Annotated in this window: 23 protein-coding genes; 10 read left to right on the forward strand and 13 right to left on the reverse strand. The window is 77.2% G+C overall.

Annotated elements, in window-relative coordinates:
* The first annotated feature begins 42 nt into the window (after nt 1–42).
* Entirely contained in the window at nt 43–558 is a 516-nt protein-coding gene (locus tag ACI78R_RS08915; protein WP_457040425.1) for a DUF421 domain-containing protein, read from the forward strand.
* Between the two features lie 100 nt (nt 559–658).
* On the opposite strand, the gene ACI78R_RS08920 is transcribed toward ACI78R_RS08915, so the two are convergent.
* From ACI78R_RS08920 to ACI78R_RS08940, 5 genes are all read right to left on the reverse strand, one after another.
* Nucleotides 659–1873 (reverse strand): zinc-dependent alcohol dehydrogenase, encoded by a 1215-nt coding sequence (locus ACI78R_RS08920; protein ID WP_457040426.1) that lies wholly within the window; start codon nt 1871–1873, stop codon nt 659–661.
* A gap of 83 nt (nt 1874–1956) precedes the next feature.
* Nucleotides 1957–3099 (reverse strand): glutathione-independent formaldehyde dehydrogenase, encoded by a 1143-nt coding sequence (locus ACI78R_RS08925; RefSeq protein WP_457040427.1) that lies wholly within the window; start codon nt 3097–3099, stop codon nt 1957–1959.
* Nucleotides 3100–3145: 46 nt separating this feature from the next.
* A complete protein-coding gene (locus ACI78R_RS08930; RefSeq protein ID WP_175562844.1) occupies nt 3146–3316 on the reverse strand; it encodes a hypothetical protein in 171 nt (56 codons plus the stop codon).
* 82 nt (nt 3317–3398) lie between these two features.
* Nucleotides 3399–4580 carry an RNA polymerase sigma factor gene (locus ACI78R_RS08935; protein WP_457040428.1) on the reverse strand — a complete coding sequence of 394 codons (1182 nt, stop codon included), beginning with the start codon at nt 4578–4580 and terminating at the stop codon, nt 3399–3401.
* Nucleotides 4577–4984 carry a YciI family protein gene (locus ACI78R_RS08940; RefSeq protein WP_073420721.1) on the reverse strand — a complete coding sequence of 136 codons (408 nt, stop codon included), beginning with the start codon at nt 4982–4984 and terminating at the stop codon, nt 4577–4579. The genes ACI78R_RS08935 and ACI78R_RS08940 overlap by 4 nt, the downstream gene beginning before the upstream one ends.
* A 145-nt stretch (nt 4985–5129) precedes the next feature.
* Between ACI78R_RS08940 and ACI78R_RS08945 the strand changes: the two genes are divergently transcribed.
* Both ACI78R_RS08945 and ACI78R_RS08950 read left to right on the forward strand, forming a co-directional pair.
* Complete coding sequence (locus tag ACI78R_RS08945) at nt 5130–6212, forward strand: zinc-dependent alcohol dehydrogenase (RefSeq protein ID WP_457040429.1); 1083 nt, start codon at nt 5130–5132, stop codon at nt 6210–6212.
* Between the two features lie 95 nt (nt 6213–6307).
* Complete coding sequence (locus ACI78R_RS08950) at nt 6308–6742, forward strand: hypothetical protein (protein WP_457040430.1); 435 nt, start codon at nt 6308–6310, stop codon at nt 6740–6742.
* Here ACI78R_RS08950 and ACI78R_RS08955 read toward each other — a convergent pair.
* Genes ACI78R_RS08955 through ACI78R_RS08965 form a run of 3 tightly spaced genes read right to left on the reverse strand, consistent with a single transcriptional unit; the run spans nt 6739 to nt 10643 of the window.
* The gene (locus tag ACI78R_RS08955; RefSeq protein ID WP_457040431.1) at nt 6739–7527 is read right to left on the reverse strand and encodes a hypothetical protein; all 789 of its coding nucleotides are present in this window, start codon (nt 7525–7527) and stop codon (nt 6739–6741) included. The two genes, ACI78R_RS08950 and ACI78R_RS08955, sit on opposite strands and share 4 nt — an antisense overlap.
* A gap of 58 nt (nt 7528–7585) precedes the next feature.
* Nucleotides 7586–9370: a glycosyltransferase gene (locus ACI78R_RS08960; protein WP_457040432.1), complete on the reverse strand. Its 1785-nt coding sequence runs from the start codon at nt 9368–9370 to the stop codon at nt 7586–7588.
* Nucleotides 9371–9386: 16 nt separating this feature from the next.
* Complete coding sequence (locus ACI78R_RS08965) at nt 9387–10643, reverse strand: glycosyltransferase (protein WP_457040433.1); 1257 nt, start codon at nt 10641–10643, stop codon at nt 9387–9389.
* Between the two features lie 77 nt (nt 10644–10720).
* Here ACI78R_RS08965 and ACI78R_RS08970 point away from each other — a divergent pair, with 77 nt between their 5' ends.
* The 3 genes from ACI78R_RS08970 to ACI78R_RS08980 are packed head-to-tail and all read left to right on the forward strand — an operon-like array spanning nt 10721 to nt 13019.
* Nucleotides 10721–11782: a glycosyltransferase family 9 protein gene (locus tag ACI78R_RS08970; protein ID WP_073420130.1), complete on the forward strand. Its 1062-nt coding sequence runs from the start codon at nt 10721–10723 to the stop codon at nt 11780–11782.
* 10 nt (nt 11783–11792) lie between these two features.
* Complete coding sequence (locus ACI78R_RS08975) at nt 11793–12833, forward strand: glycosyltransferase (RefSeq protein WP_457040434.1); 1041 nt, start codon at nt 11793–11795, stop codon at nt 12831–12833.
* Nucleotides 12834–12842: 9 nt separating this feature from the next.
* Nucleotides 12843–13019, forward strand: coding sequence for a hypothetical protein (locus ACI78R_RS08980; RefSeq protein WP_175562843.1), 177 nt, complete (start codon nt 12843–12845; stop codon nt 13017–13019).
* 54 nt (nt 13020–13073) lie between these two features.
* On the opposite strand, the gene ACI78R_RS08985 is transcribed toward ACI78R_RS08980, so the two are convergent.
* From ACI78R_RS08985 to ACI78R_RS09000, 4 genes are all read right to left on the reverse strand, one after another.
* Complete coding sequence (locus ACI78R_RS08985) at nt 13074–13487, reverse strand: rhodanese-like domain-containing protein (protein WP_457040435.1); 414 nt, start codon at nt 13485–13487, stop codon at nt 13074–13076.
* A complete protein-coding gene (locus tag ACI78R_RS08990; protein ID WP_457040436.1) occupies nt 13484–14047 on the reverse strand; it encodes a cysteine dioxygenase in 564 nt (187 codons plus the stop codon). The genes ACI78R_RS08985 and ACI78R_RS08990 overlap by 4 nt, the downstream gene beginning before the upstream one ends.
* Nucleotides 14048–14121: 74 nt before the next feature.
* On the reverse strand, nt 14122–14202 hold the full coding sequence (locus ACI78R_RS08995) for a putative leader peptide (protein ID WP_425283680.1): 81 nt from the start codon (nt 14200–14202) through the stop codon (nt 14122–14124).
* An 87-nt stretch (nt 14203–14289) separates the two neighbouring features.
* The gene (locus ACI78R_RS09000; protein WP_457040437.1) at nt 14290–15201 is read right to left on the reverse strand and encodes a hypothetical protein; all 912 of its coding nucleotides are present in this window, start codon (nt 15199–15201) and stop codon (nt 14290–14292) included.
* Nucleotides 15202–15278: 77 nt separating this feature from the next.
* Here ACI78R_RS09000 and ACI78R_RS09005 point away from each other — a divergent pair, with 77 nt between their 5' ends.
* Nucleotides 15279–16250: a sulfotransferase gene (locus ACI78R_RS09005; protein ID WP_457040438.1), complete on the forward strand. Its 972-nt coding sequence runs from the start codon at nt 15279–15281 to the stop codon at nt 16248–16250.
* A gap of 3 nt (nt 16251–16253) precedes the next feature.
* Here ACI78R_RS09005 and ACI78R_RS09010 read toward each other — a convergent pair whose 3' ends face one another.
* Nucleotides 16254–16820, reverse strand: a complete 567-nt coding sequence (locus tag ACI78R_RS09010; RefSeq protein WP_457040439.1) for a dihydrofolate reductase family protein — start codon at nt 16818–16820, stop codon at nt 16254–16256.
* Between the two features lie 101 nt (nt 16821–16921).
* Here ACI78R_RS09010 and ACI78R_RS09015 point away from each other — a divergent pair, with 101 nt between their 5' ends.
* From ACI78R_RS09015 to chrA, 3 genes are read left to right on the forward strand one after another with little or no spacing between them, the layout of a single operon-like run.
* On the forward strand, nt 16922–17419 hold the full coding sequence (locus tag ACI78R_RS09015) for a Chromate resistance protein ChrB (RefSeq protein ID WP_457040440.1): 498 nt from the start codon (nt 16922–16924) through the stop codon (nt 17417–17419).
* On the forward strand, nt 17416–17847 hold the full coding sequence (locus tag ACI78R_RS09020) for a chromate resistance protein ChrB domain-containing protein (protein WP_457040441.1): 432 nt from the start codon (nt 17416–17418) through the stop codon (nt 17845–17847). Before ACI78R_RS09015 ends, ACI78R_RS09020 begins: the two co-directional genes overlap by 4 nt.
* Before the next feature lie 17 nt (nt 17848–17864).
* Nucleotides 17865–19292: a chromate efflux transporter gene (gene chrA, locus ACI78R_RS09025; protein WP_457040442.1), complete on the forward strand. Its 1428-nt coding sequence runs from the start codon at nt 17865–17867 to the stop codon at nt 19290–19292.
* The last annotated feature ends 14 nt before the right edge of the window (nt 19293–19306 follow it).

Here is a 19306-nt window from a genome sequence, read left to right on the forward strand (position 1 = left end):
CCGGCCGTCGTCGCCGCCTCGCCGCCGGGTAGTCCCGGGGGCATGTGGTTCGACTCGTGGTCCGACCTCGGCCGGGTGGCCGCCGTCGGGGCAGCCGCCTACGTCACCGTCGTCGTGGTGCTCCGGTTCTCCGGTAAGCGCACGCTGGCCAAGCTCAACGCGTTCGACCTGGTGGTCACCGTCGCGCTCGGCTCGACGCTGGCCACCATCCTGCTCAGCTCGGACGTCTCCTGGACGGAGGGCGCGCTCGCGCTGGCGCTGCTGGCCCTCCTGCAGTGGGTCGTGGCCCGGGTGACGACCTGGCGACCCGGGGTGCGGGCGGTCGTCACCGCCGAGCCCACGCTGCTGCTGCGCGACGGCCGCGTGCTCGGGGACGCGCTGTCGCGGCAGCGGGTGACGATCGACGAGGTGCGCCAGGCCGTGCGGGCCACCGGGCAGGGTGACCTGTCCGCCGTCGCGGCCGTGGTGCTGGAGACCGACGGGACGCTCAGCGTCGTCCCCGCCGCGCAGGCGGGCGACCGCTCGGCGTTGGAGGGCGTCACCGGCGAGACCACCTGACCGGCGCGCGCCATCCACGGGGGATGGCGCGCGCCGGTCGGGCGCCGCTCAGTCCGGTGCAGCGCTCTGTGTCTAGGCGCTCGGGTCCAGCGCTCTGTACCTAGGCGCTCGGGTCCAGCGCGACCTTCGTCCAGCCGCTCTCGCGCCGGTCGAACGTCTCGTAGGCGTCGAGCACCGACGGCATGTCGCCGACCTGGGTGAGCACGGTCGACGGGTCGATCGCGCCGGTGCGCACGAGCGTCAGCAGCTCCGGCACGTACCGCCGGTGGTTGCAGTTGCCCATCTTCACGGTCAGGTTCTTGTTCATGGCCGCGCCGGTCGGGAACGAGGTCATGTCCGGCGGGTAGACGCCGATCACGCCGATCGTCCCGGCCTTGGCCACCGCCTCGACCGCCCACTGCAGCGACTGGCTCGGCGCGTCGCCGGGCACGTACGTCTCCCCGCGCGGGTCCTGGTCCGGCGCCACCTGGGAGCGCTCCTGCTCGAACTGCTCCGCCTGCTCCTGCGCGGCCTCCGCCGCCGGCCCGCGCTTCGGCCGCTGCGCGTCCACGCCGACGGCGTCGATCACGCGGTCGACGCCGGTGCCGCCGGTGAGTTCCTGCACGACGGCGACCGGGTCCTCGGCGTTGAAGTCGATGACCTCCGCGCCGCGGCCACGCGCCTGCTCCAGCCGGCTCGCGACGCCGTCGACCAGCAGCACCCGCCCGGCGCCCTGCTGGAAGGCGCTGGTCACGGCGAACTGCCCGACCGGGCCGGCGCCGAGCACGAGCACGGTGTCGCCGTCGCCCACCTCGGCCAGCCGGGCGCCGAACCAGGCGGTGGGGTAGATGTCGGACAGCATGATCGCCGCGTCGTCGCCCACCTCCTCGGGCAGCCAGACCGGGCCGACGTTGGCGAACGGCACGCGGGCGTACTGGGCCTGCAGGCCGTCGACCGGGCCGGTGGTCTGCGGTCCGCCGAAGAAGCAGGTGCCCGCCGACGGGCCGTTGGGGTTGGCGTTGTCGCACTGCGCGTAGTAGCCGGCGCGGCAGTACGAGCAGTACCCGCAGCCGATGGTCGAGGGGATGACGACGCGGTCACCCGGGCGCAGGTTGCGCACGCCGGGGCCGGTCTCGCGGACGACGCCGACGGCCTCGTGGCCGAGGACCGTGCCCTCGACCATCCCCGACATCGTCCCGCGCACGAAGTGCAGGTCGGTGCCGCAGATGGCGCTGGCGGTGATCTCGACGATCGCGTCCGTCGGGTCCTGGATGGTGGGGTCGGGCACCTCGTCGAGGCGGATGTCCCCGACGCCGTGCCACACGACTGCCTTCACGGTGTTCCTCCTGGAGAGTCTTCTGGCCCCCGTGCAGGGGCCCGCGGCGAGCGTGCGAGCCGTGGGGGGCAGGGGGTCCTTCGTCAGGCGGCGGGGTGCAGCAGGACCTTGGTCCAGCCGTCCTCGCGCGCGTCGAAGCGGGCGTAGCCCTCGGGTGCCTGGTCCAGCGGCAGCTCGTGGCTGACGATGAACGACGGGCGCGCCCGCCCGGCGACGATCAGGTCGCGCAGCTGCCGGTTGTAGCGCTTGACCGGCGCCTGGCCGGTGCCCATCGACTGGCCCTTGGTGAAGAACTGGCCGTACTGGAAGGGGATGCGCCCCTCCTTGGCCAGGTCGGTGGAGGCGCCGGGGTCGGAGGGGTTGTAGACGCCGACGACGCCGATCCCGCCGGTGGCGCGGACGGCCTGCACCAGGTTGTCGAGCACCAGCTCGGGGTGCTCCTCGCCGGAGGGGTCGTGCGCCTGGTAGCCGACGGCCTCGACGCCGCGGTCGACGCCGCGCCCGCCGGTGGCCTCGAGCAGCTGCTGCACCGGGTCGCCGGCGGAGAAGTCGACCGCGGTGGCGCCGATGGACGCCGCCAGCCGCAGCCGGTCGGGCTCCTTGTCGACGAGGAACACCTGCGACGCCCCGCGGATCACCGCGCTGTGCGCGGCCATGAGGCCCACGGGCCCACCGCCGAACACGGCCACCCGGTCGCCCACCTGGAAGCCGGACAGCTCGACGCCGTGCCAGCCGGTGGGGAAGACGTCGGACAGCATCGTGAAGTCGTTCTCGTGCTCGGTGCCCTCGGGCAGCCGCAACAGGTTGACGTCGGCCCACGGCACCCGCAGGTACTCGGCCTGCCCGCCGTCGTAGGGGCCCATGTTGGCGTAGCCGTAGGCGGCGCCGTCCATGCCCTCGGTCGGGTTGGCGCGCAGGCAGAACGACGTCCAGCCGGTCTGGCAGTTGCGGCAGGTGCCACAGGCGATGTTGAAGGGGACCGACACCCGGTCGCCGACGCGGATCCGGTCGACGCCGGGCCCGACCTCCTCGACGATCCCGGTGTTCTCGTGGCCGAGGACCTTGCCCTCCTCGACGTTCGTGCGTCCCTCGTACATGTGCAGGTCGGACCCGCAGATGTTGGTGGTGGTGATGCGGATGAGCGCGTCGGTGGGCGCCTGGACCCGCGGGTCCGGCACCTCCTCGACGGCGACGGAGCGCGGGCCCCGGTAGACGACGGCCTTCATGCGGGGGGTGCCTCCAGTTCGGACGGTGCGGGCAGCGCGCGCCGGGTCACCGGCGCGTGCGGTTGGACTCGTCGACCTCGGAGCTGCGCCCGAAGATCCCCGGGCTGCGGCGGGCGAGGTTCCCGTTCCGCTTCGTCCACCGGACGGTGTTGCCGATCCACACGCCGTAGACCGCGGCGATGGCGACCACGGCGACGACGATCCAGATCCAGGTCATGACTGCTCCTCTCCTCGAGAGCGAGGCAGGCCGCTGGTTGGACCCGGTGGTGCCCTACCCGACGGGGCGTGACGTGAACACGTCAGGCTCGTAACAGCGTGTTCAGCCGGGCGGCCTGCCGCACCAGGTGGTCGCGCTCGGCGGTGTCGGTCGCCTCGCGGGCGGCCTGCGCGTAGAGGCGCGCGGCGGTCGCGAGGTCGCCGTCGCGCTCGTGCAGGTGGGCGGCCGCGGCGGTGTACCGCGGGAGGGTGGGGTCGAGCCCCGCCAGCTCCGCGAGGCCCGCGCGGGGACCGTCGGCCTCGCCGACGGCCACGGCCCGGTTGAGCCGCACCACCGGGCTGCCGGTGAGCCGGAGCAGCTCGTCGTACCACTCGACCACCTGCACCCAGTCGGTCTCCTCCGCCGACCGGGCATCCGCGTGCAGGGCGGCGATCGCGGCCTGCGCCTGGTACTCGCCCAGCCGGTCGCGGGCGAGGGCCGCCTGCAGCACCGCGACGCCCTCGGTGATCGCCGCGGTGTCCCAGCGGCTGCGGTCCTGCTCGGCCAGCGGCACCAGGCGGCCGTCGGGAGCGGTCCGGGCGGCGCGCCGGGCCGAGTGCAGCAGCATGAGCGCCAGCAGGCCGGCCACCTCGGGGTCGTCGACGGCGGCGGCGAGCTGCCGGGTGAGCCGGATCGCCTCGGCGACCAGGTCGACGTCGCCCGAGTAGCCCTCGTTGAAGACGAGGTAGAGGACGCGCAGCACGGTGCCGACGTCGCCGGGCCGGTCGAGCCGGACGCCCGCGACGGTGCGCTTGGCGCGGCTGATCCGCTGCGCCATCGTCGCCTCGGGGACGAGGTAGGCGCGGGCGATCTGGCGGGTGGTGAGCCCGCCGACGGCACGCAGCGTGAGCGCGACGGCCGACGACGGCGTCAGCGACGGGTGGGCGCACAGGAAGTACAGCTGCAGCGTGTCGTCGGCGGCCGGCACCGGGCCCGGCTCCGGCTCCTCGTCCACGCGGTCCTCCCGCCGGCGCCGGGCGGCGTCGGCGCGGGTGGCGTCGAGGAACCGGCGCCAGGCCACGGTGACCAGCCAGCCGCGCGGGTCCCGCGGCGGGTCGGCGGGCCAGGTCCGCAGCGCCTCCAGCAGCGCGTCCTGGACGGCGTCCTCGGCCGCCGCGAAGTCGGCCCCGCGGCGGACGAGGACGCCGATCACCCCCGGGACGAGGCCCCGCACGAGGGCCTCGTCCACGGCGTCGTCCACGGCGTCGTCCAGGGGCGCGCTCACTCGGTGACGAGGGGCGGCTCGCCGTAGAGGGGCCGGACCTCGAGCCACTCGTGGATCGGCTCGCCGCCCTTCCCGGGCGCCGCCGACAGCTCCCCGGCCAGCTCGATCGCGCGCTCGCGGCCGTCGACGTCGATGATCATCCAGCCGGCGATCAGGTCCTTCGTCTCGGCGAACGGGCCGTCGGTGACCGGCGGGCGGCCCTCGCCGTCGGAGCGGATCCAGAGCCCGTCGGGCGCCAGCGCCGCCTCGGCGACGAACTCCCCGGTCCCGCGCAGCCGGTCGGCGAAGTCGGTCATGTAGCGGATGTGCGCGTCGACCTCCTCCGGCGTCCACCGGTCCATCGGGACGTCGTTCACCGCCGCCGGCGCGCCGCGGTAGTGCTTGAGCAGCAGGTACTTGGCCATGGGGTCCTCCTCGGATCGGGCGACCGTCTCGGTCGCGGACACCCCGGGGACGGAGCCGCACCCGCGTTCTCGACATCCTGCCGGGAGGGATCTCCGTGCGGGCCCCGGATTGCGGCGGCGGGACGCCGACGGCACGGTGCGCAGCGTGAGGACCGTGCGCACGATCGGCGTCGTGGCCCCCGGCGAGCCGGCGGTCCTGGAGGACGAGGAGCCCGACCCCGGGCCCGGGCAGGCGTGGGTGCGCACCGAGTACAGCGGGGTCAGCGCCGGCACCGAGGTGGCGCTGGTGCGCGGCACCGACCCGCAGCACGCCGTCGGCTGGGACCCCGACCTGCGCGCGTTCGGTGCCGGCCCGGTCGCCGGCTACCCGGTGCTGCGGCTGGGCTACATGGAGGTCGGCGTCGTCACCGAGAGCCGGACGCCCGACCTGGTGGAGGGCAGCCGGGTGGCCATGGCCTACGGGCACCGCACCGGCCGCTGCGCCGACCCGTCCGCCGTCCCGGTGCTGCCCGTCCCCGACGACCTCGACCCGCTGCTCGGCGTCTACCTCGCCCAGATGGGCCCGATCTGCGTCAACGGGCTGCTGCACGCCACCGCGCAGCTCGCCGGGCCGGGCGGGGGCGTGGGCGACGGCGTCCGCGGCCGGCACGTCCTGGTCACCGGCGCCGGCGTCATCGGGCTGCTGTCGGCGCTGCTGGCGGTGCAGCACGGCGCGGCCGACGTCGTCGTCGCCGAGCCCTCCCCGCAGCGGCGCGCGGTCGCCGAGGCGCTGGGGCTGGCCACCGTCGACGGCGACGCGTGGACGGAGGTCAAGCAGCGGTGGCGGCACGGTCCGGGCGACGCCGGCGCCGACCTGGTGCTGCAGTGCCGCGGCCACGACACCGCGCTCGCGACCGGCCTCAAGGCGCTGCGCCCGCAGGGCGTGGTGGTCGACCTCGGCTTCTACCAGGGCGGGGCCGGCGCAGTACGCCTCGGCGAGGAGTTCCACCACGACGGCCTGTCGGTGGTGTGCGCGCAGATCAGCCGGGTGCCGCGCGGGATGGCGCCGGCGTGGCCGCGGGCCGCGCTGGCCGCGGTCACCCTCGAGCTACTGCGCGAGCGCGGCGACGACGTCCGGCGGCACCTGGTCACCGACGTCGTCCCCTTCGACGAGGGGCCGGCGCTGCTCGCCGACCTCGCCGGGCGGCGGCTGCCGGCCCCGCCGCTGCAGGCGGTGCTGCGGTTCTGAACCGACTTGTGGCGGAACGGGATCGGAGGGATCCTCCGGACACCTCCGCGGACGCCGGGGCACCGGGCTGCGCGGGGTGGCCAGGGGAGGCCGCCATGGTCTGGGTCGTCGTCAGCGTCGTCGGTTTCGTCGTGGTGACCGGGGCGGTCACCGCCATGGCACGGAGCAACACGGCGAGGTGGGAACGGGACCACCGGGCACCGCAGGCCGCTGTCCGGGCGCACCAGCGGGCCATCCGCCACGGGTGGATGACGACGCTCGCGCACTGGCAGGAGCACGGGGACGGGGAGCCTGCCGGGCGGCCGCACCTGCACCTCCCGCACGTGCACCTGCCGGGCGGGCTCGTGGCGCGTCTGCCGCACCCGCACGTGCCCGCGCTGCACCTGCCGCGCGTCCACCTGCCGCACGTGCACCTGCCCGGGCGCAGCCGGACCGCCGTGTCAGCTGAGCCGGACCCGGAGCCTCGGCCGGAGCCACCCGGGCCGTCGTCCCCGGCCGGCGCCGACGACCGGACCGGCGTCCCCTCCTAGCCCGCGGCCGGGAACGGCAGCGTGCCGGTGCGTACGTCCCACGGCACCGCGCCGGTGCGCGACGACCAGCGCGCGGCCCGCCGGGCCGCCCGGCGCGCCGCGTCCTCCCGCGCCGCCGCCCGCCGCCCGTGCGCGGCGCGCGCCTCGGCCAGCCCGGGCGCCTCGACGCCGTCGGGTCCCACCCGGCAGGCGGACGCCCGGACCCACCGGACGCCGCCCCCCGCGTCCCGGACGCCGATCAGCAGCCCCCGGTTCTGCCGGCGCAGGACGAGGGCCGCGCCGCGCACGCCGGCCTCGGTGGCGGCGGCGACGTCGGCGCCGGGGCCGTGGAGCCAGGTGACCGAGCGGGCCTCCCGGTGCAGCCGGTCGTCGCGCGCCCGCCACGCCAGGTCGGACACCGGCGCGAGCTGCACCTCCAGCACCGCGCCGGGCAGCGCCACGTGCAGGCCGGTGCGCCCGGGCAGGGTGGACACCCGCGGGGGAAGGCCCTGGCCGGCGAGCCAGGCCACGAGCGGGCGCCGGTAGCGCAGCGGCTCGTAGCCGCGGTCGGCCGCGTCCTCCCGCCGGACGAGGGCGCAGCGGGCGGTGCCAGCGTGCACGAAGGCGGGCCGGGCGCCGTCGGCGTCGACCGCGAGCCGCCCGCCGCAGCCGCCGGCCTCCCGCGCGCACCAGAACCCGCCGGGCGCCTGCTCGGCGAGCAGCCGCGCCGCGGCCGCGTCGTCGGGCAGCGCGACCGCCGCCGTCCCGTCGGGTCCGTCGGTCACCGCCCACCGCAGCTCGCCCATGCCCGCACGGTAGGAGCGCCCACCGACAGTCCGGTGGGCGACAGCGCGACGAAGGCCCTCAGAGGAGGGAGCGGAAGAGGGAGACGAGGCGGTCGGCGTGGGCGTCGAAGACGTGCCGCTCCCGGGCCGCCAGCGCCGCGCGGTGCCCGGCCCGGCCGGCCACCTCCTCGTGCAGCGCGGCCGCCACGTCGTCGGCGTCGCGGTAGAACAGGCCGGTCCCGTCCTCCCGGAGCACTCGCTCCACCGACACCGTCGAGCCCGGGTTGGCCTGCTGCAGCAGCGGCAGCCCCGCGGCCAGGTACACCGGCAGCCGGGCGGGGGAGTTGAGGTCGTCCCAGCTCGCCCGCCGCAGGTCGCCGCCGTTGGCCGAGTCGAAGCGGTGCAGCCACCCGGCGTCGTGGCGGGACAGCTCGCGCACCCAGTCCTCCGGCCCCACGGCCGGGTGCACGTGCACGAACCCGGGCGCGCGGGCCAGCGCCTCGTCGAGCCAGCCGGTCCACGACCCGGTCGCGCCCGGCGCCCGCACCTGCCCGTAGAGGTGCACGTGCACGCCGCGGTCGGCCAGAGCCAGCACCCACTCGAGGTCGAGGCCGGAGGGCCGGCCCGCGACGGCGGTGTGCGGCTGCCCGTCGGCGTCCGACAACCGGGGCGAGAGTGGCGCGTCCAGCCAGTCGCGCTTGGGCAGGTCGCCGTCGAGGACCCCGAGCCGCGCGGGGTCGACCCGGCCGGCCAGCGCCACGGCGAACCAGTCGCGCTCCTCCTCGGTGGCCAGCAGCACCGCGTCCGCGCCGCACACCAGGTCGGCGAGCAGCGGCCACTCGCCGCGGACCAGGCTGCGCTGCGGCGCCTCCTTGAACGTCCACACGAACGGCAGGGAGGGGAACGCCGCCCGCAGCCGGTGCGCCAGCGGCACCGCCCGCCAGTTGAGCTGCGCCCACACGACGTCGGGGTCGAGCTCCCGGACGGCGTCCTCCCAGCGGTCGCGGTCGAGGTCGGCGACGTGCCCGAACGGCAGCGGGCCGACGGTCGAGTCGCCGAGGCCGTCGGTCGTCCACAGCCCGGAGAGCCGGTGGCCGCGCTCGGCGAGCGCCAGCACCCGCTCGGGGTTGAACGCGAGCTCGCCGGCGAGCAGCACCGACAGCCCGTCGGCGGCCGGCCCGTACGAGCGCTCGCGGAACCGCGCGTAGCGGGCGACCTCGTCGACGTGGGTGCCGTCGGTGGAGGCGAAGCGCAGCGGGTGCGCCACCCGGTAGCGGCTGCGGAACACGTTGAGGCCGCCGTCGGACGACGCCCGGATCGCCCGCGACCGCTGCCCGGGGTGCCGGGTCCACGCGCAGGTGACCCGGCCGGTGCCGGCCGTGGCGCCGCGCGCGGCCACCCGCGACCACATCAGCCGGTCGAGGTCGTCGGTCTCCAGCTCGGCGCGCTCGGTCCAGCGGTCGCTGGTGCGCCGGTGCGCCACCTGCACCAGTTGCGCGTACGGGGTGCCGGCCGGCTCACCCAGCTCGGCGCGGGCGAGCACCACCGCGGGGTCGGACAGGACGTCGAGCAGGGCGGCGAGGTGGTCCGGTGACCAGACGTCGTCGGCGGGCAGGTACGCGACGATCGGCGCGGTGGTCTCGTCGAGCGCCCGGTTGAGCGCTGCGCCGAGCCCCCGGTTGTCCCCGGTGCGCACCAGCCGCAGCCGCGGGTCGGCGGGGACCGTCACCGGCTCGCGCGACCCGTCGTCGACGACGACCGCCTCCCAGCCGGTCACCTCCTGCGCGAGCAGCGACTCCAGCGCCCGGGGCAGGTACGCGGCCTGCTCGTGCACCGGCACGAGCACCGCGATCCGCGGGGTCACGCAGCGACCCGCGGGGTCACGCAGCGGGCTCGAGGTCGGGCGCCACGCCCAGCGTGCGGTCGTAGACGGAGGCCACCCGCGCGGCCAGCGCCGGCCAGCCGTAGTCGGCGGACCGGGCCCGGGCGCCGGCGGCCAGGCGCGTGCGCAGGGCCGGCTCGGCCACCACCCGGTCCAGCGCCGCGGCGAGCGCGTCCGGGTCGCCCGGCGTCACCAACAGGCCGGTCTGCCCGTCCCGGACCACCTCGGGGATGCCGCCGACGTCGCTGGCCACCACCGGCAGGCCCGCGGCCATCGCCTCGGTGAGCACCGAGCCCATCTCCTCGTAGGCCGAGGGCAGCACGAGCAGGTCGAGGGAGGCGAGCACCGCGGGCACCCGCGCGTGCTCGACGAAGCCGGCCAGCGTGATCCGCCCGGCCGCGGGGCTCTCGGCGGCCAGCCGGTGCACCAGCGCCCGGTCGGGTCCGTCGCCGACGACCACCAGCGACGCCTCCTCCCGCATGCGCCCGAACGCGCGCACCAGCGTGGCGGGGTCCTTCTGCGGCGCCAGGCGCCCGACGTAGCCGATGCGCGGCCGCGGGGTGCCGGGGAAGACGTCGCCGTCGCGGCCGGTGAACAGCGCCGGGTCGAAGCCCGAGGGGATGGTGGACAGGCGGTCGGCCGGGACGCCGTCCGCGCGCACGGCCGCCGCGGTGCGCCCGGTGAGCACGACGACGGCGTCGGCGCGCCGCAGGGTGCTGCGCTCGATCCAGCCGCCCACCGCCCGCAGCAGCCGCACCCGCGGGCCCCGGCCGGTGAGCGTGTGCCCGACGCTGCAGTGCAGGGTCACCACCAGCGGCACCCCGTGCACCCGGGCCGCGAGCCGGGCCAGTGGCAGGGTGGCGAGGTCCTCGCCCTGGTGGGCGTGCACGACGTCGACGGGCGCCCGGCGGCCCGCGCGCAGCACGGTGCCCAGGCCCGACAGCGCCCACAGCTGCCGCAGCCACGTCACCCGCAGACCGGTGCGGTGCACGCGGGCGCCGTCGCCCAGCGGGGTGACCCCTCGCGGGCCGGCGAGCCGGGAGGTGACCACGGTCTGGCGCAGTCCCTGGGCGTCGAGGCAGCGGGTGAGCGTCGCCGTGTGGTTCTGCATGCCGCCGATGGGGTCGAACCGCGCCGCGCGGGCGTCGAGCTCACCGGGGAGCGCCCCGGGTGCCGTGGCGGCCCGGGCGGCCGGCGGTTCGAAGACGCTGCACAGGCGCAGCACGTGCAGGGGACCGGCGGCAGGGCGGGACACGCAGGGGACCTCCGTCTCTGGGGGGACCCGTAGTGCACCACGGGTTAGGGCACGGCACACACGGGAAGGGGGCGCGGGTGACCGCCCCGCTCGCCGACCCCGCCGTCCGCCGCCTCGCGCTGGTCCGGCTGCGGGTGGGCCTCGGCGACCTGCTGTGCACCGTCCCGGCGCTGCGCCGGCTGCGTGCCGCGCGCCCCGACGTCGAGGTCACCCTGGTGACCTTCGGCCGGATGGCGCCCGTGGTGCAGCGGCTCGGCGGCACCGTCGACGAGCTGCTGGCATTCCCCGGGGCGCCCGGCATCCCCGACGGGCCGGTCGACGAGGCCGGCTGGGCGCCGTTCACCGCAGCCGCCCGGGAGCGCCGGTTCGACCTCGCGCTGCAGGCCTACGGCGACCGCCCCGCCGCCAACCGGGTCACCGCCGCGCTCGGGGCCCGGCTCACCGGCGGCTTCGCGCCCACCGGCTGGGACCCGCCGGCCGGGAGCGAGGCGCTGCACCTGCGCTATCCGCTGCACCTGCACGAGGCGCAGCGGCACGTCGCGCTGCTCGAGCACCTCGGCCTGCCGCCCGGCGGCGAGGCGGTCATGGGCTTCCCGCTCACCGCCGGCGACGAGGCCGAGCACGCCGCCACGCTCGCCGCGCACGGCCTGGAGCCCGGCCGCTACGCCGTCCTGCACCCCGGTGCCTCCGCGCCCACCCGCCGCTGGCCGGTCGACCGCTACGCCGCCGTCGGCGACGCGCTGGCCGCCGACGGGCTGGCCGTCGTCGTCACCGGCGTGCCGGGGGAGCGGGACATCTCCGCCCGCGTGGTCGCCGCCATGCGCGCGCCCGCGGTCGACCTCACCGGCGCCACGAGCCTCGGCGGGCTGGCCGCGCTGCTGCGCGACAGCGCCGTCCTCGTGGGCAACGACACGGGCTCCGCGCACCTGGCCGCCGCCGTCGGCGCCCGCAGCGTGACCGTCTTCCTGCCGGGAGACCCGGTGCGCTGGGCGCACCCCGGGCCGCGGCACCGCGCGCTCACCCCGACGGTCGCCTGCGCGCCCTGCCCGCACCTGGCCTGCCCCATCGAGTTCCGCTGCGCGCTCACCGTTCCGCCCGCCGCGGTGGCCGGCGCGGCGCGGGAGCTGGCCGCATCGTGAGGGCGGCGTCGTGAGGGTCTCGTTCGTCGCCGACTCCAGCGGGTGGGGCGGCGCGGAGGTGTGGCTGACCCACCACCTGCGCCGGGCGGGCGAGCACGGCGCCACGGCGGCCCTGGTCGTCTCGGAGCCGGTGGCCGAGGGGTTCGCCGCGTTCCCCGTCGAGCGCGCCGTCGTCCCGCTGAGCCGGCACGCCGACGACGCCCCGGCCGTGCGGGCGGCGCTGGCCGCCCAGCGCCCCGACGTCGTGGTGGTCAACCTCGTCGACCCCGCGTCCAACGCCGCCGCCGTATCCGCCGCGCAGGACGTCGCGCCCACCGTCGGCGTGCTGCACCTCGTCGGCGACACGCGGGCGGGGGAGGAGCGGGCGGCGCTGCGCGGGCTGTACCGGCGGATGGCGGGCGTGATCAGCCCGTCGACGGAGGGGCGCGCGCAGCTCGTCGGCGACCTCGGCGTCGACCCCGCGCGGGCGCACGTGGTCCCCAACGGCGCCGACCTGCCCGCCGACCCCGCGGGCCCGGCCGGCCGGCCCGTGCCGCGGATCGGCGCCTTCGGGCGGCTGACCGCGCAGAAGGGCTTCGACGTGCTGCTCGACGCGCTGCGCCGGCTCGACGTCCCGTACGAGGCGGTCATCGGCGGCGCCGGGCGCGACGGCGAGGCGCTGCGCGCGGCCGCCGCCGGACTGCCGGTCACCTTCCCCGGCTGGGTCGACGACCCGCGCGCCTTCCTCGCGGACCTCGACCTGTTCGTCGTCTCCTCGCGCGTGGAGGCCGGGCCGCTGGTGCTCGTCGAGGCGATGGCCGAGGGGCTGCCGTGCGTCAGCACCGACGTCGGGGAGGTCCGGCGGGTGGCGGGGGAGGACGTGGTCGTGGTGCCGGTGGACGACGCCGGGGCGCTGGCCGGGGCGATCGGCGGGCTGCTCGCCGACCCGGCGCGGCGGGCCGACCTCGGCGCCCGGGCCCGGGCGCGGGCGGTGCGCGACCTCGGCGCCGGGCTCATGGCCCGGCGGACCTACGCCGTCCTCTCCGGCGTGGCGGGCGGCGCGGCCGGGTAACCCGCGGCCATGAGCAAGAACAACGACGCCGACGCCCAGCGAGCCGCCGCACGTCAGGCGAAGAAGGAGGGCCTGTCGCCCAGCGAGGCGGGCGTGACCACCGGCGCCTCCAAGCAGACGAACCACGTCCGGAAGGGCGACGACCGGCACGAGCACTCGTCCGCGCAGGGCAAGAGCAAGAGCTGAACGGCCCGGGGACGACGGCGGCTCCGTCAACGCGCCGCCGTCCCCGGACCGGGCTCAGCCGGCGGACCCGCCGGTGGAGGGCAGTCCGTCTTCCACCCAGGCGCGGTGCCCGCCGATGACGTCGCTGGCCTTCGACAGGCCCAGCGTGCGCAGCGCGTCGGCGGCGAGGCTCGAGGTGTAGCCCTCCTGGCACAGCACGACGACGTCGACGTCGTAGCCGGTGGCCTGCGGCACCCGCGCGTCGCTCTCCGGGTCGAACCGCCACTCCAGGTGGTTGCGCTCGACGACCAGGGCGCCGGGCACCTCGCCCTCGGCGTCCCGCTGCGACTGCGGCCGGATGTCGACGAGCACCGCCCCGGCGGCGACCCGCTCGGCGGCCTCCGCGGGCGTCACCCGGGTGATCCGCGAACGGGCCTCCTCGAGCAGCTGGTCGACGCTCTTGGCGCCCGGCGGGCGGGTGCCGCTCACCAGTCGACGCCGGCGCGCTCGGTGCCGGTGCGCAGCAGCACACCTCCCTCGAGCGCGTAGGTGCTCATCGAGGACAGGCGCGGGGTGTAGGCGTGCACGCTCACGGCGGGCAGCGTCCCCCGGTTGGTCACCCGGTGCACGTGGTGGGGGCCGAACGGGCGCACCCGCCCGGCCCACAGCTCCGTGGCGGCCTGCCGGACGGCGCCGACCGGCCCGCCGACGACCTCCTCGGTGAGCACCCCGCCGACGACGGCGAACGCCCCGGCCGACCCGCCGTGGTCGTGCAGCGGCGTCCCCTGGCCGGGCAGCCACGTGAGCAGCCACACCTGGGCGGCGGCGAGGTCGTCGTGCAGGGACGGGTCGACGAGCGCGGCGGCCTCGTCGGTCGGGAGCAGCCCGGTCCAGCGGCTGGACGGGCGGTACTCGACGCGGGGGAGCCAGGCGTCGGCAGCGGCCAGCAGCGCGGCGGCGACGGCGGCGGCCGAGGTGGTGCGGGCGACGGTGGTGCGGGCGGTGGTGCGGGCGGCGGTGCGGGCGGCCGGGGGCAGCAGGGCGGTCACGGGAGTTCTCCTGAGCGGGGGGGCGCGCCGGGACCCGGTGAGGCGGCGCGGGGGAGGAGCGGGCGGCTGGGTGCTCAGGCGGCCGGACACAGCGCGCTGGCGACCCGCAGCAGGTCCACGGCGGACCGGCGGGTGAGCGTCAGGGCGGGTGCCACGGGTCCATCCGACCCCGGATCCGCATTGTGTGTCAAGTCGACCGGTCTGGTAGGGATTGCCGCGTGCGAGCGGACCCCGGCGCCGGTTCAGGCGGGCAGCAGCACCGTGCGCAGCTCGTGCGCGCCGTCGGGCCGGGTGGCCTCGTAGAACCAGCGGGCGCCGCCGCCGGGCACCGCGACGACGTCGGCGTACCGCAGCCCGTGCGGGGCGTGCGGGCTCGCCAGGTACGGCCCGTCCCCGGCGGCGCGGAAGCCGAGCTCGCCGTCGTGCACGGCGAGGCCGGTGCGCTCCTCCCAGTTCTCCTCCGCGGTGGCCCGGCCGTCGTAGAGCGCCCAGGTCCGCGAGCCGTCGAGGACCACGGTGCTGAACCGGGTGCCGCGGGCGTCCCAGGTGCCGGGCGTGCCGGCGAGCGCGGTGCCCCGCCAGGTCCAGGTGACGCCGTCGGGGCTCGTGGCGTGCTCGGTGGTCATCCGGTCGGTGGCGTCGGGGTCGTCGAGCGGGTGCACCGACGCCCACAGGTGCCACTGCGTGCCGTCCCAGCGCACGACCGGGTCCTTCGGCGCCTCGGTGGCGCTGCCGGGGAGCACGGTGCGCGCCTCGGCCGTGGCCAGGTCCTCGACGGTGGCCGCCTCGAGCAGGTCGACCCGCCAGTGCTTCGTGCCGGGCGTCGCGCAGCTGACGTAGAGCCGCCAGCGGCCGTCGGGGGTGTGCACGAGCGCGGGGCGCTCCAGCGACTCGGCGCCGAAGCGGTCCTTGCCGACGGCGACCACCGGCGCGAAGTGCACGCCGTCGTCGGAGCGGGCCACCACGTTGCCGAAGCCGCGCCCCTCGCCGACCGGGCGGCGCAGCCGGTACGCCAGCCACCAGGTGCCGTCGACGAGCTGCGCGGACGGGCCGCCGGCCCACGAGCCGGGGCGCGGGTCCTCCGGCTCGACGACGACCGCCGCGTCCGACCAGAAGGGGCCCGGTGCGGGCGGGCGGGGCGCGGACGCGGTCACGCGGCGGCTCCGTTCGGGGGAGGGGGCGGGCCTCCCCGTGTGTACACCGCGGTCCACCGCGGGCAGGGAGGGGACCGATGAGCACCGACGCCGACCGGCTGCCGCAGTTCGTCATCGCCGGCGCGCCCAAGGCCGGGACGACGGCGCTGCACGCCGCCCTGGCCACGCACCCGGGGCTGTACCTGTCCCCGGTGAAGGAGCCCAAGTACTACCTGACCGACGGGCGCCCGCCGCCCCGCGCGCGCCAGCGCGGGCCCGGGGACGCGCACAGCGCCCGGGAGTGGATCTGGCGGCGGGAGCAGTACCTGGCGCTGTTCGACGGCGCGCCCGCCGGCACGGTCCGCGGCGAGAGCACGCCGTTCTACCTGCACGACCGGGCCGCGCAGCGCCGGCTCGCCGCCGACGTGCCGGACGTCCGGGTCGTGGTGGTCGTGCGCGACCCGGTGGACCGGGCGTGGTCGAACTGGGTGCACCTGCGCGCCGACGGCCTGGAGCCCGAGGCCGACTTCACGCGGGCGGTGGAGCGGGAGGAGCAGCGGGTGGCGGCCGGGTGGGCGCCGTTCTGGCACTACCGGGGCCTCGGCCGCTACGGCGAGCAGCTGCGCGACCTCTTCACCGTGCTGCCCCGCGAGCAGGTGCTGGTGCTGCGCTACCGGCAGCTCGTCGAGGGCCCCGACGAGACCCTGGACCGGGTCAGCGACCACCTCGGCGTCGAGCGCGGCGTGGCGCACGCCGTGCCGCCGGAGAACGTGAAGCCCTACGTCGCCGACACCCCGCGCCACCGGGTGCTGTCCCGGCTGGCGCGGGCCGGCGCGGCGCTGGGCGCGTACGCGCCGCCGCGGGTGTGGCGGCAGGCCTCCCGGCCGCTGCTGGCGGCGCTGCACGCCGGCCGGGCGCCGCGCCCGCCGATGCCGGTGGAGGTGCGCCGCGCGGTGCTCGCGCCGCTGCTGCCCGACATCGCGCTGCTCGAGGAGGTCACCGGCGAGTCGTTCGACGACTGGCGCCGCGACACCGGCCGCGGCGACTTCCGCTCCCGCCGCCCGGCGTGAGGCTCAGCGCATGACCCGGTAGGTGAGGTGGGTGCACACCGGGGACACCTCGACGGCGGTGCGGGTGAGCCGGTGCCGGCCGACGCCGGCGAACAGCGGCGTCCCCGCGCCGAGCACCTCGTCCGCCACGTGCAGGCGCAGCTCGTCGAGCAGCCCGTCGCGCAGGCAGGAGCCGACGAGCGCGCCGCCGCCCATCACGAAGACGTCGCGGTCGCCGGCGGCCGCCCGGGCCCGCTCGAGCGCCGCCGCGGGGCCGCCGGTCACGAACGTGAAGGAGTGGCTGTCCTGCAGCCGGTGGGCCGCCGGGGGGTCGGTGGTGACGACGAAGAACGGCGGCCGGGCGTCCTCGGCGGCGCCGTAGCCCATCCCGTCGGTCCACCCCCGCTCGACGTCGTCGAAGGTGCGCCGGCCCATGACCACCGCGCCCGAGGCCGCGGCGTGCCGGCGCAGCACCCCGCGGTCGACCGGGTCGGTGCTCGCGAGCGCCCAGGCGTGGAGCGCCTCGACGCCGTCGGGGCCGGTCACGAGGCCGTCGAGGGAGACGGTGACGTCGCCGATGACGAGGGTCATGCGGTACCGACCGCTCCCGCGCCGCGGAGTCATCGGTGCTCCCGGCGCGACGGGCCTGACGCGGCTGGACACGTGCGGTGCAACCGTGGTTGCATCACCGCATGGCCGCCGTCGGGGAGTGGGTGCTGCTCGCCTACCGCCTCCCGCGGGAGCCGTCGGGTCCGCGGACGACGCTGTGGCGCCGGCTGCGCCGCCTCGGCGTCGCCCAGCTCGGCGACGGCGTCGTGGCCCTGCCCGCCGACGCGCGCACCCGCGAGTCGCTCGAGTGGCTGGCCGACGACGTCCTCGCGGCCGGCGGCACCGCCGGCATCTGGACGGCGCGGCCCGGCACCGCGGCGCAGGAGCGGGAGCTCGCGGCCGGGATGGCCGCGGCGCGGGCGGAGGAGTACCGGGCGCTGACCGGGGAGTGCGCCACCGCGCGCACCGCCCCGGCCGCCGAGCGGGCCCGCGCGCTGCGCCGGCTGCGGGCCGAGTGGCGCGCCGTCGGCCGGCGCGACTTCTTCCCGCCGCCCGAGCGGGAGGCCGCCGCGGCGGCGCTGCGCGCGCTGGCCGAGGCCGCCGGCGACCCGGTGGCGGCCGGGCGGGGGAGCCGGTCGTGAGGTGGGCGACGCGCGCGGGCATCCACGTCGACCGGGCCGCCTGCGCCTGGCTCATCCGCCGCTTCGTCGACCCGGCCGCGGAGTTCGTCTTCGTCACCGACCCGGCCGACGTCCCCGCCGACGCCACGCCCTTCGACATGCGCGGCGTCGCGCTCGGTCACGTGGGCGGCGACTGCTCGTTCGAGACGATCCTGCGCGTCCACGGCCTCGACGACCCCGTGCTCGAGCGGATCGGCGAGATCGTGCACGAGGCCGACCTCGATGACGGCCGCTTCGACGCCCCCGAGGCGCCCGGCCTCGACGTCCTGCTGCGCGGCCTGTCGATGACCGGCGACGACGAGCGCACGGTTGCGGTGTCCGGCCCGCTCCTCGACGGCCTCTACGAGTTCATCCGCCGCCGCCTGCTGCTCGGCCGCGAACCGGCCTGACCCCGACGGAGACCCGCGTGACCGACCCCGCGACCCACCCCGCGACCCACCCCGCGACCCACCCCGCGACCCATCCGGTGTCCGCCGCCGCCCCGGAGCAGCGCGGCGTCCCGTTCCGCACCGCCGTCCGTGCCTGGTTCCTCATCTCGCTGCAGACCTTCGGCGGCCCGGCCGGCCAGATCGCGGTCATGCAGCGGACCCTGGTCGACGAGAAGCGGTGGATCGGCCAGCGCCGGTTCCTCCACGCGCTCAACTACTGCACCCTGCTGCCCGGCCCGGAGGCCCAGCAGCTGGCCACCTACGTCGGCTGGCTGCTGCACGGCACCCGCGGCGGGCTGGTCGCCGGCGGCCTGTTCGTGCTCCCCGGCGTCGTCGCGCTGCTGGTGCTCTCCGCGGTCTACGTCGCCTTCGGTGACACCACGGCGATCACCGCGCTGTTCACCGGGCTGGCGGCGGCCGTGCTGGCCATCGTCGTGCAGGCCGTCATCCGGGTCGGGAAGAAGGCGCTGGACAGCCGCGCCCTGGTCGCGATCGCGGTGGCCGCCTTCCTCGCGCTCGCCCTGTTCGGCGTGCCGTTCCCGCTCGTCGTCGCGCTCGCCGGCGTCGCCGGCTGGGCCCTGGGCCGGTGGCGGCCCTCGGCGCTGCCGCAGCGGAAGGCGGCCGACGGGCCCGACGGCGGCCCGCCGCCGGTGATCTCCGACGACGTGCTGCACCACGAGGCGCCCACGACCCGCCGCACCCTGCGGGTGCTCGTCGCCGGCCTGGTCGTGTGGGGTCTGCCGGTGGCGGCGGTCGCGCTGCTCACCGGGACGGGGAGCGTCCTCACCGAGCAGGGGCTCTTCTTCTCCGGCGCGGCGGTGGTCACCTTCGGCGGCGCCTACGCGGTGCTGGCCTACGTCGCCCAGCAGGCCGTCGACGTCTACGGCTGGCTGCAGCCGCGGGAGATGGTCCGCGGCCTCGCGCTGGCCGAGACGACACCCGGTCCGCTGATCATGGTCGTGCAGTTCGTCGCGTTCCTCGGCGCGTACCGCGCCCCCGGCGCGCTCGACCCGTGGGTGGCCGCGGTCCTCGCCTCGCTGCTGGTCACCTGGGTGACGTTCGTGCCGAGCTTCCTGTTCGTGCTGCTCGGCGCCCCCTACATGGAGCGGCTGCGCGGCAACCGGTCGCTGTCGGCGGCGCTGACCGGGATCACCGCCGCCGTCGTCGGCGTCATCGCGAACCTGGGGCTGTACTTCGCCGTCCACACGCTGTTCTCCGAGACCGTGACCGCCGGGCCGCTGGCGCTGGAGCTGCCCGACCCGGCCACCCTGCGCTGGGTGCCGCTGGTGGTCGCGCTCGTCGCCGCGGTCCTGCTGTTCCGCGTGCGCTGGTCGGTGCTGCGCACGCTCGGCGTCTGCGCCGTCCTGGGGCTGGCGGCGGGCCTGGCGGGGCTGCCCCTCGGCTGAGCGTGAGCACGGCC

It is taken from the genome of Geodermatophilus sp. SYSU D01106 (genome assembly GCF_054049995.1).

Coding starts and splice junctions, on each gene's coding strand:
- ACI78R_RS08915 (WP_457040425.1), top strand. CDS start 43: ATGTGGTTCGACTCGTGGTCCGACCTCGGCCGGGTGGCCGCCGTCGGG.
- ACI78R_RS08925 (WP_457040427.1), bottom strand. CDS start 3,099: ATGAAGGCCGTCGTCTACCGGGGCCCGCGCTCCGTCGCCGTCGAGGAG.
- ACI78R_RS08930 (WP_175562844.1), bottom strand. CDS start 3,316: ATGACCTGGATCTGGATCGTCGTCGCCGTGGTCGCCATCGCCGCGGTC.
- ACI78R_RS08940 (WP_073420721.1), bottom strand. CDS start 4,984: ATGGCCAAGTACCTGCTGCTCAAGCACTACCGCGGCGCGCCGGCGGCG.
- ACI78R_RS08950 (WP_457040430.1), top strand. CDS start 6,308: ATGGTCTGGGTCGTCGTCAGCGTCGTCGGTTTCGTCGTGGTGACCGGG.
- ACI78R_RS08955 (WP_457040431.1), bottom strand. CDS start 7,527: ATGGGCGAGCTGCGGTGGGCGGTGACCGACGGACCCGACGGGACGGCG.
- ACI78R_RS08980 (WP_175562843.1), top strand. CDS start 12,843: ATGAGCAAGAACAACGACGCCGACGCCCAGCGAGCCGCCGCACGTCAG.
- ACI78R_RS09005 (WP_457040438.1), top strand. CDS start 15,279: ATGAGCACCGACGCCGACCGGCTGCCGCAGTTCGTCATCGCCGGCGCG.
- ACI78R_RS09010 (WP_457040439.1), bottom strand. CDS start 16,820: ATGACCCTCGTCATCGGCGACGTCACCGTCTCCCTCGACGGCCTCGTG.
- ACI78R_RS09015 (WP_457040440.1), top strand. CDS start 16,922: ATGGCCGCCGTCGGGGAGTGGGTGCTGCTCGCCTACCGCCTCCCGCGG.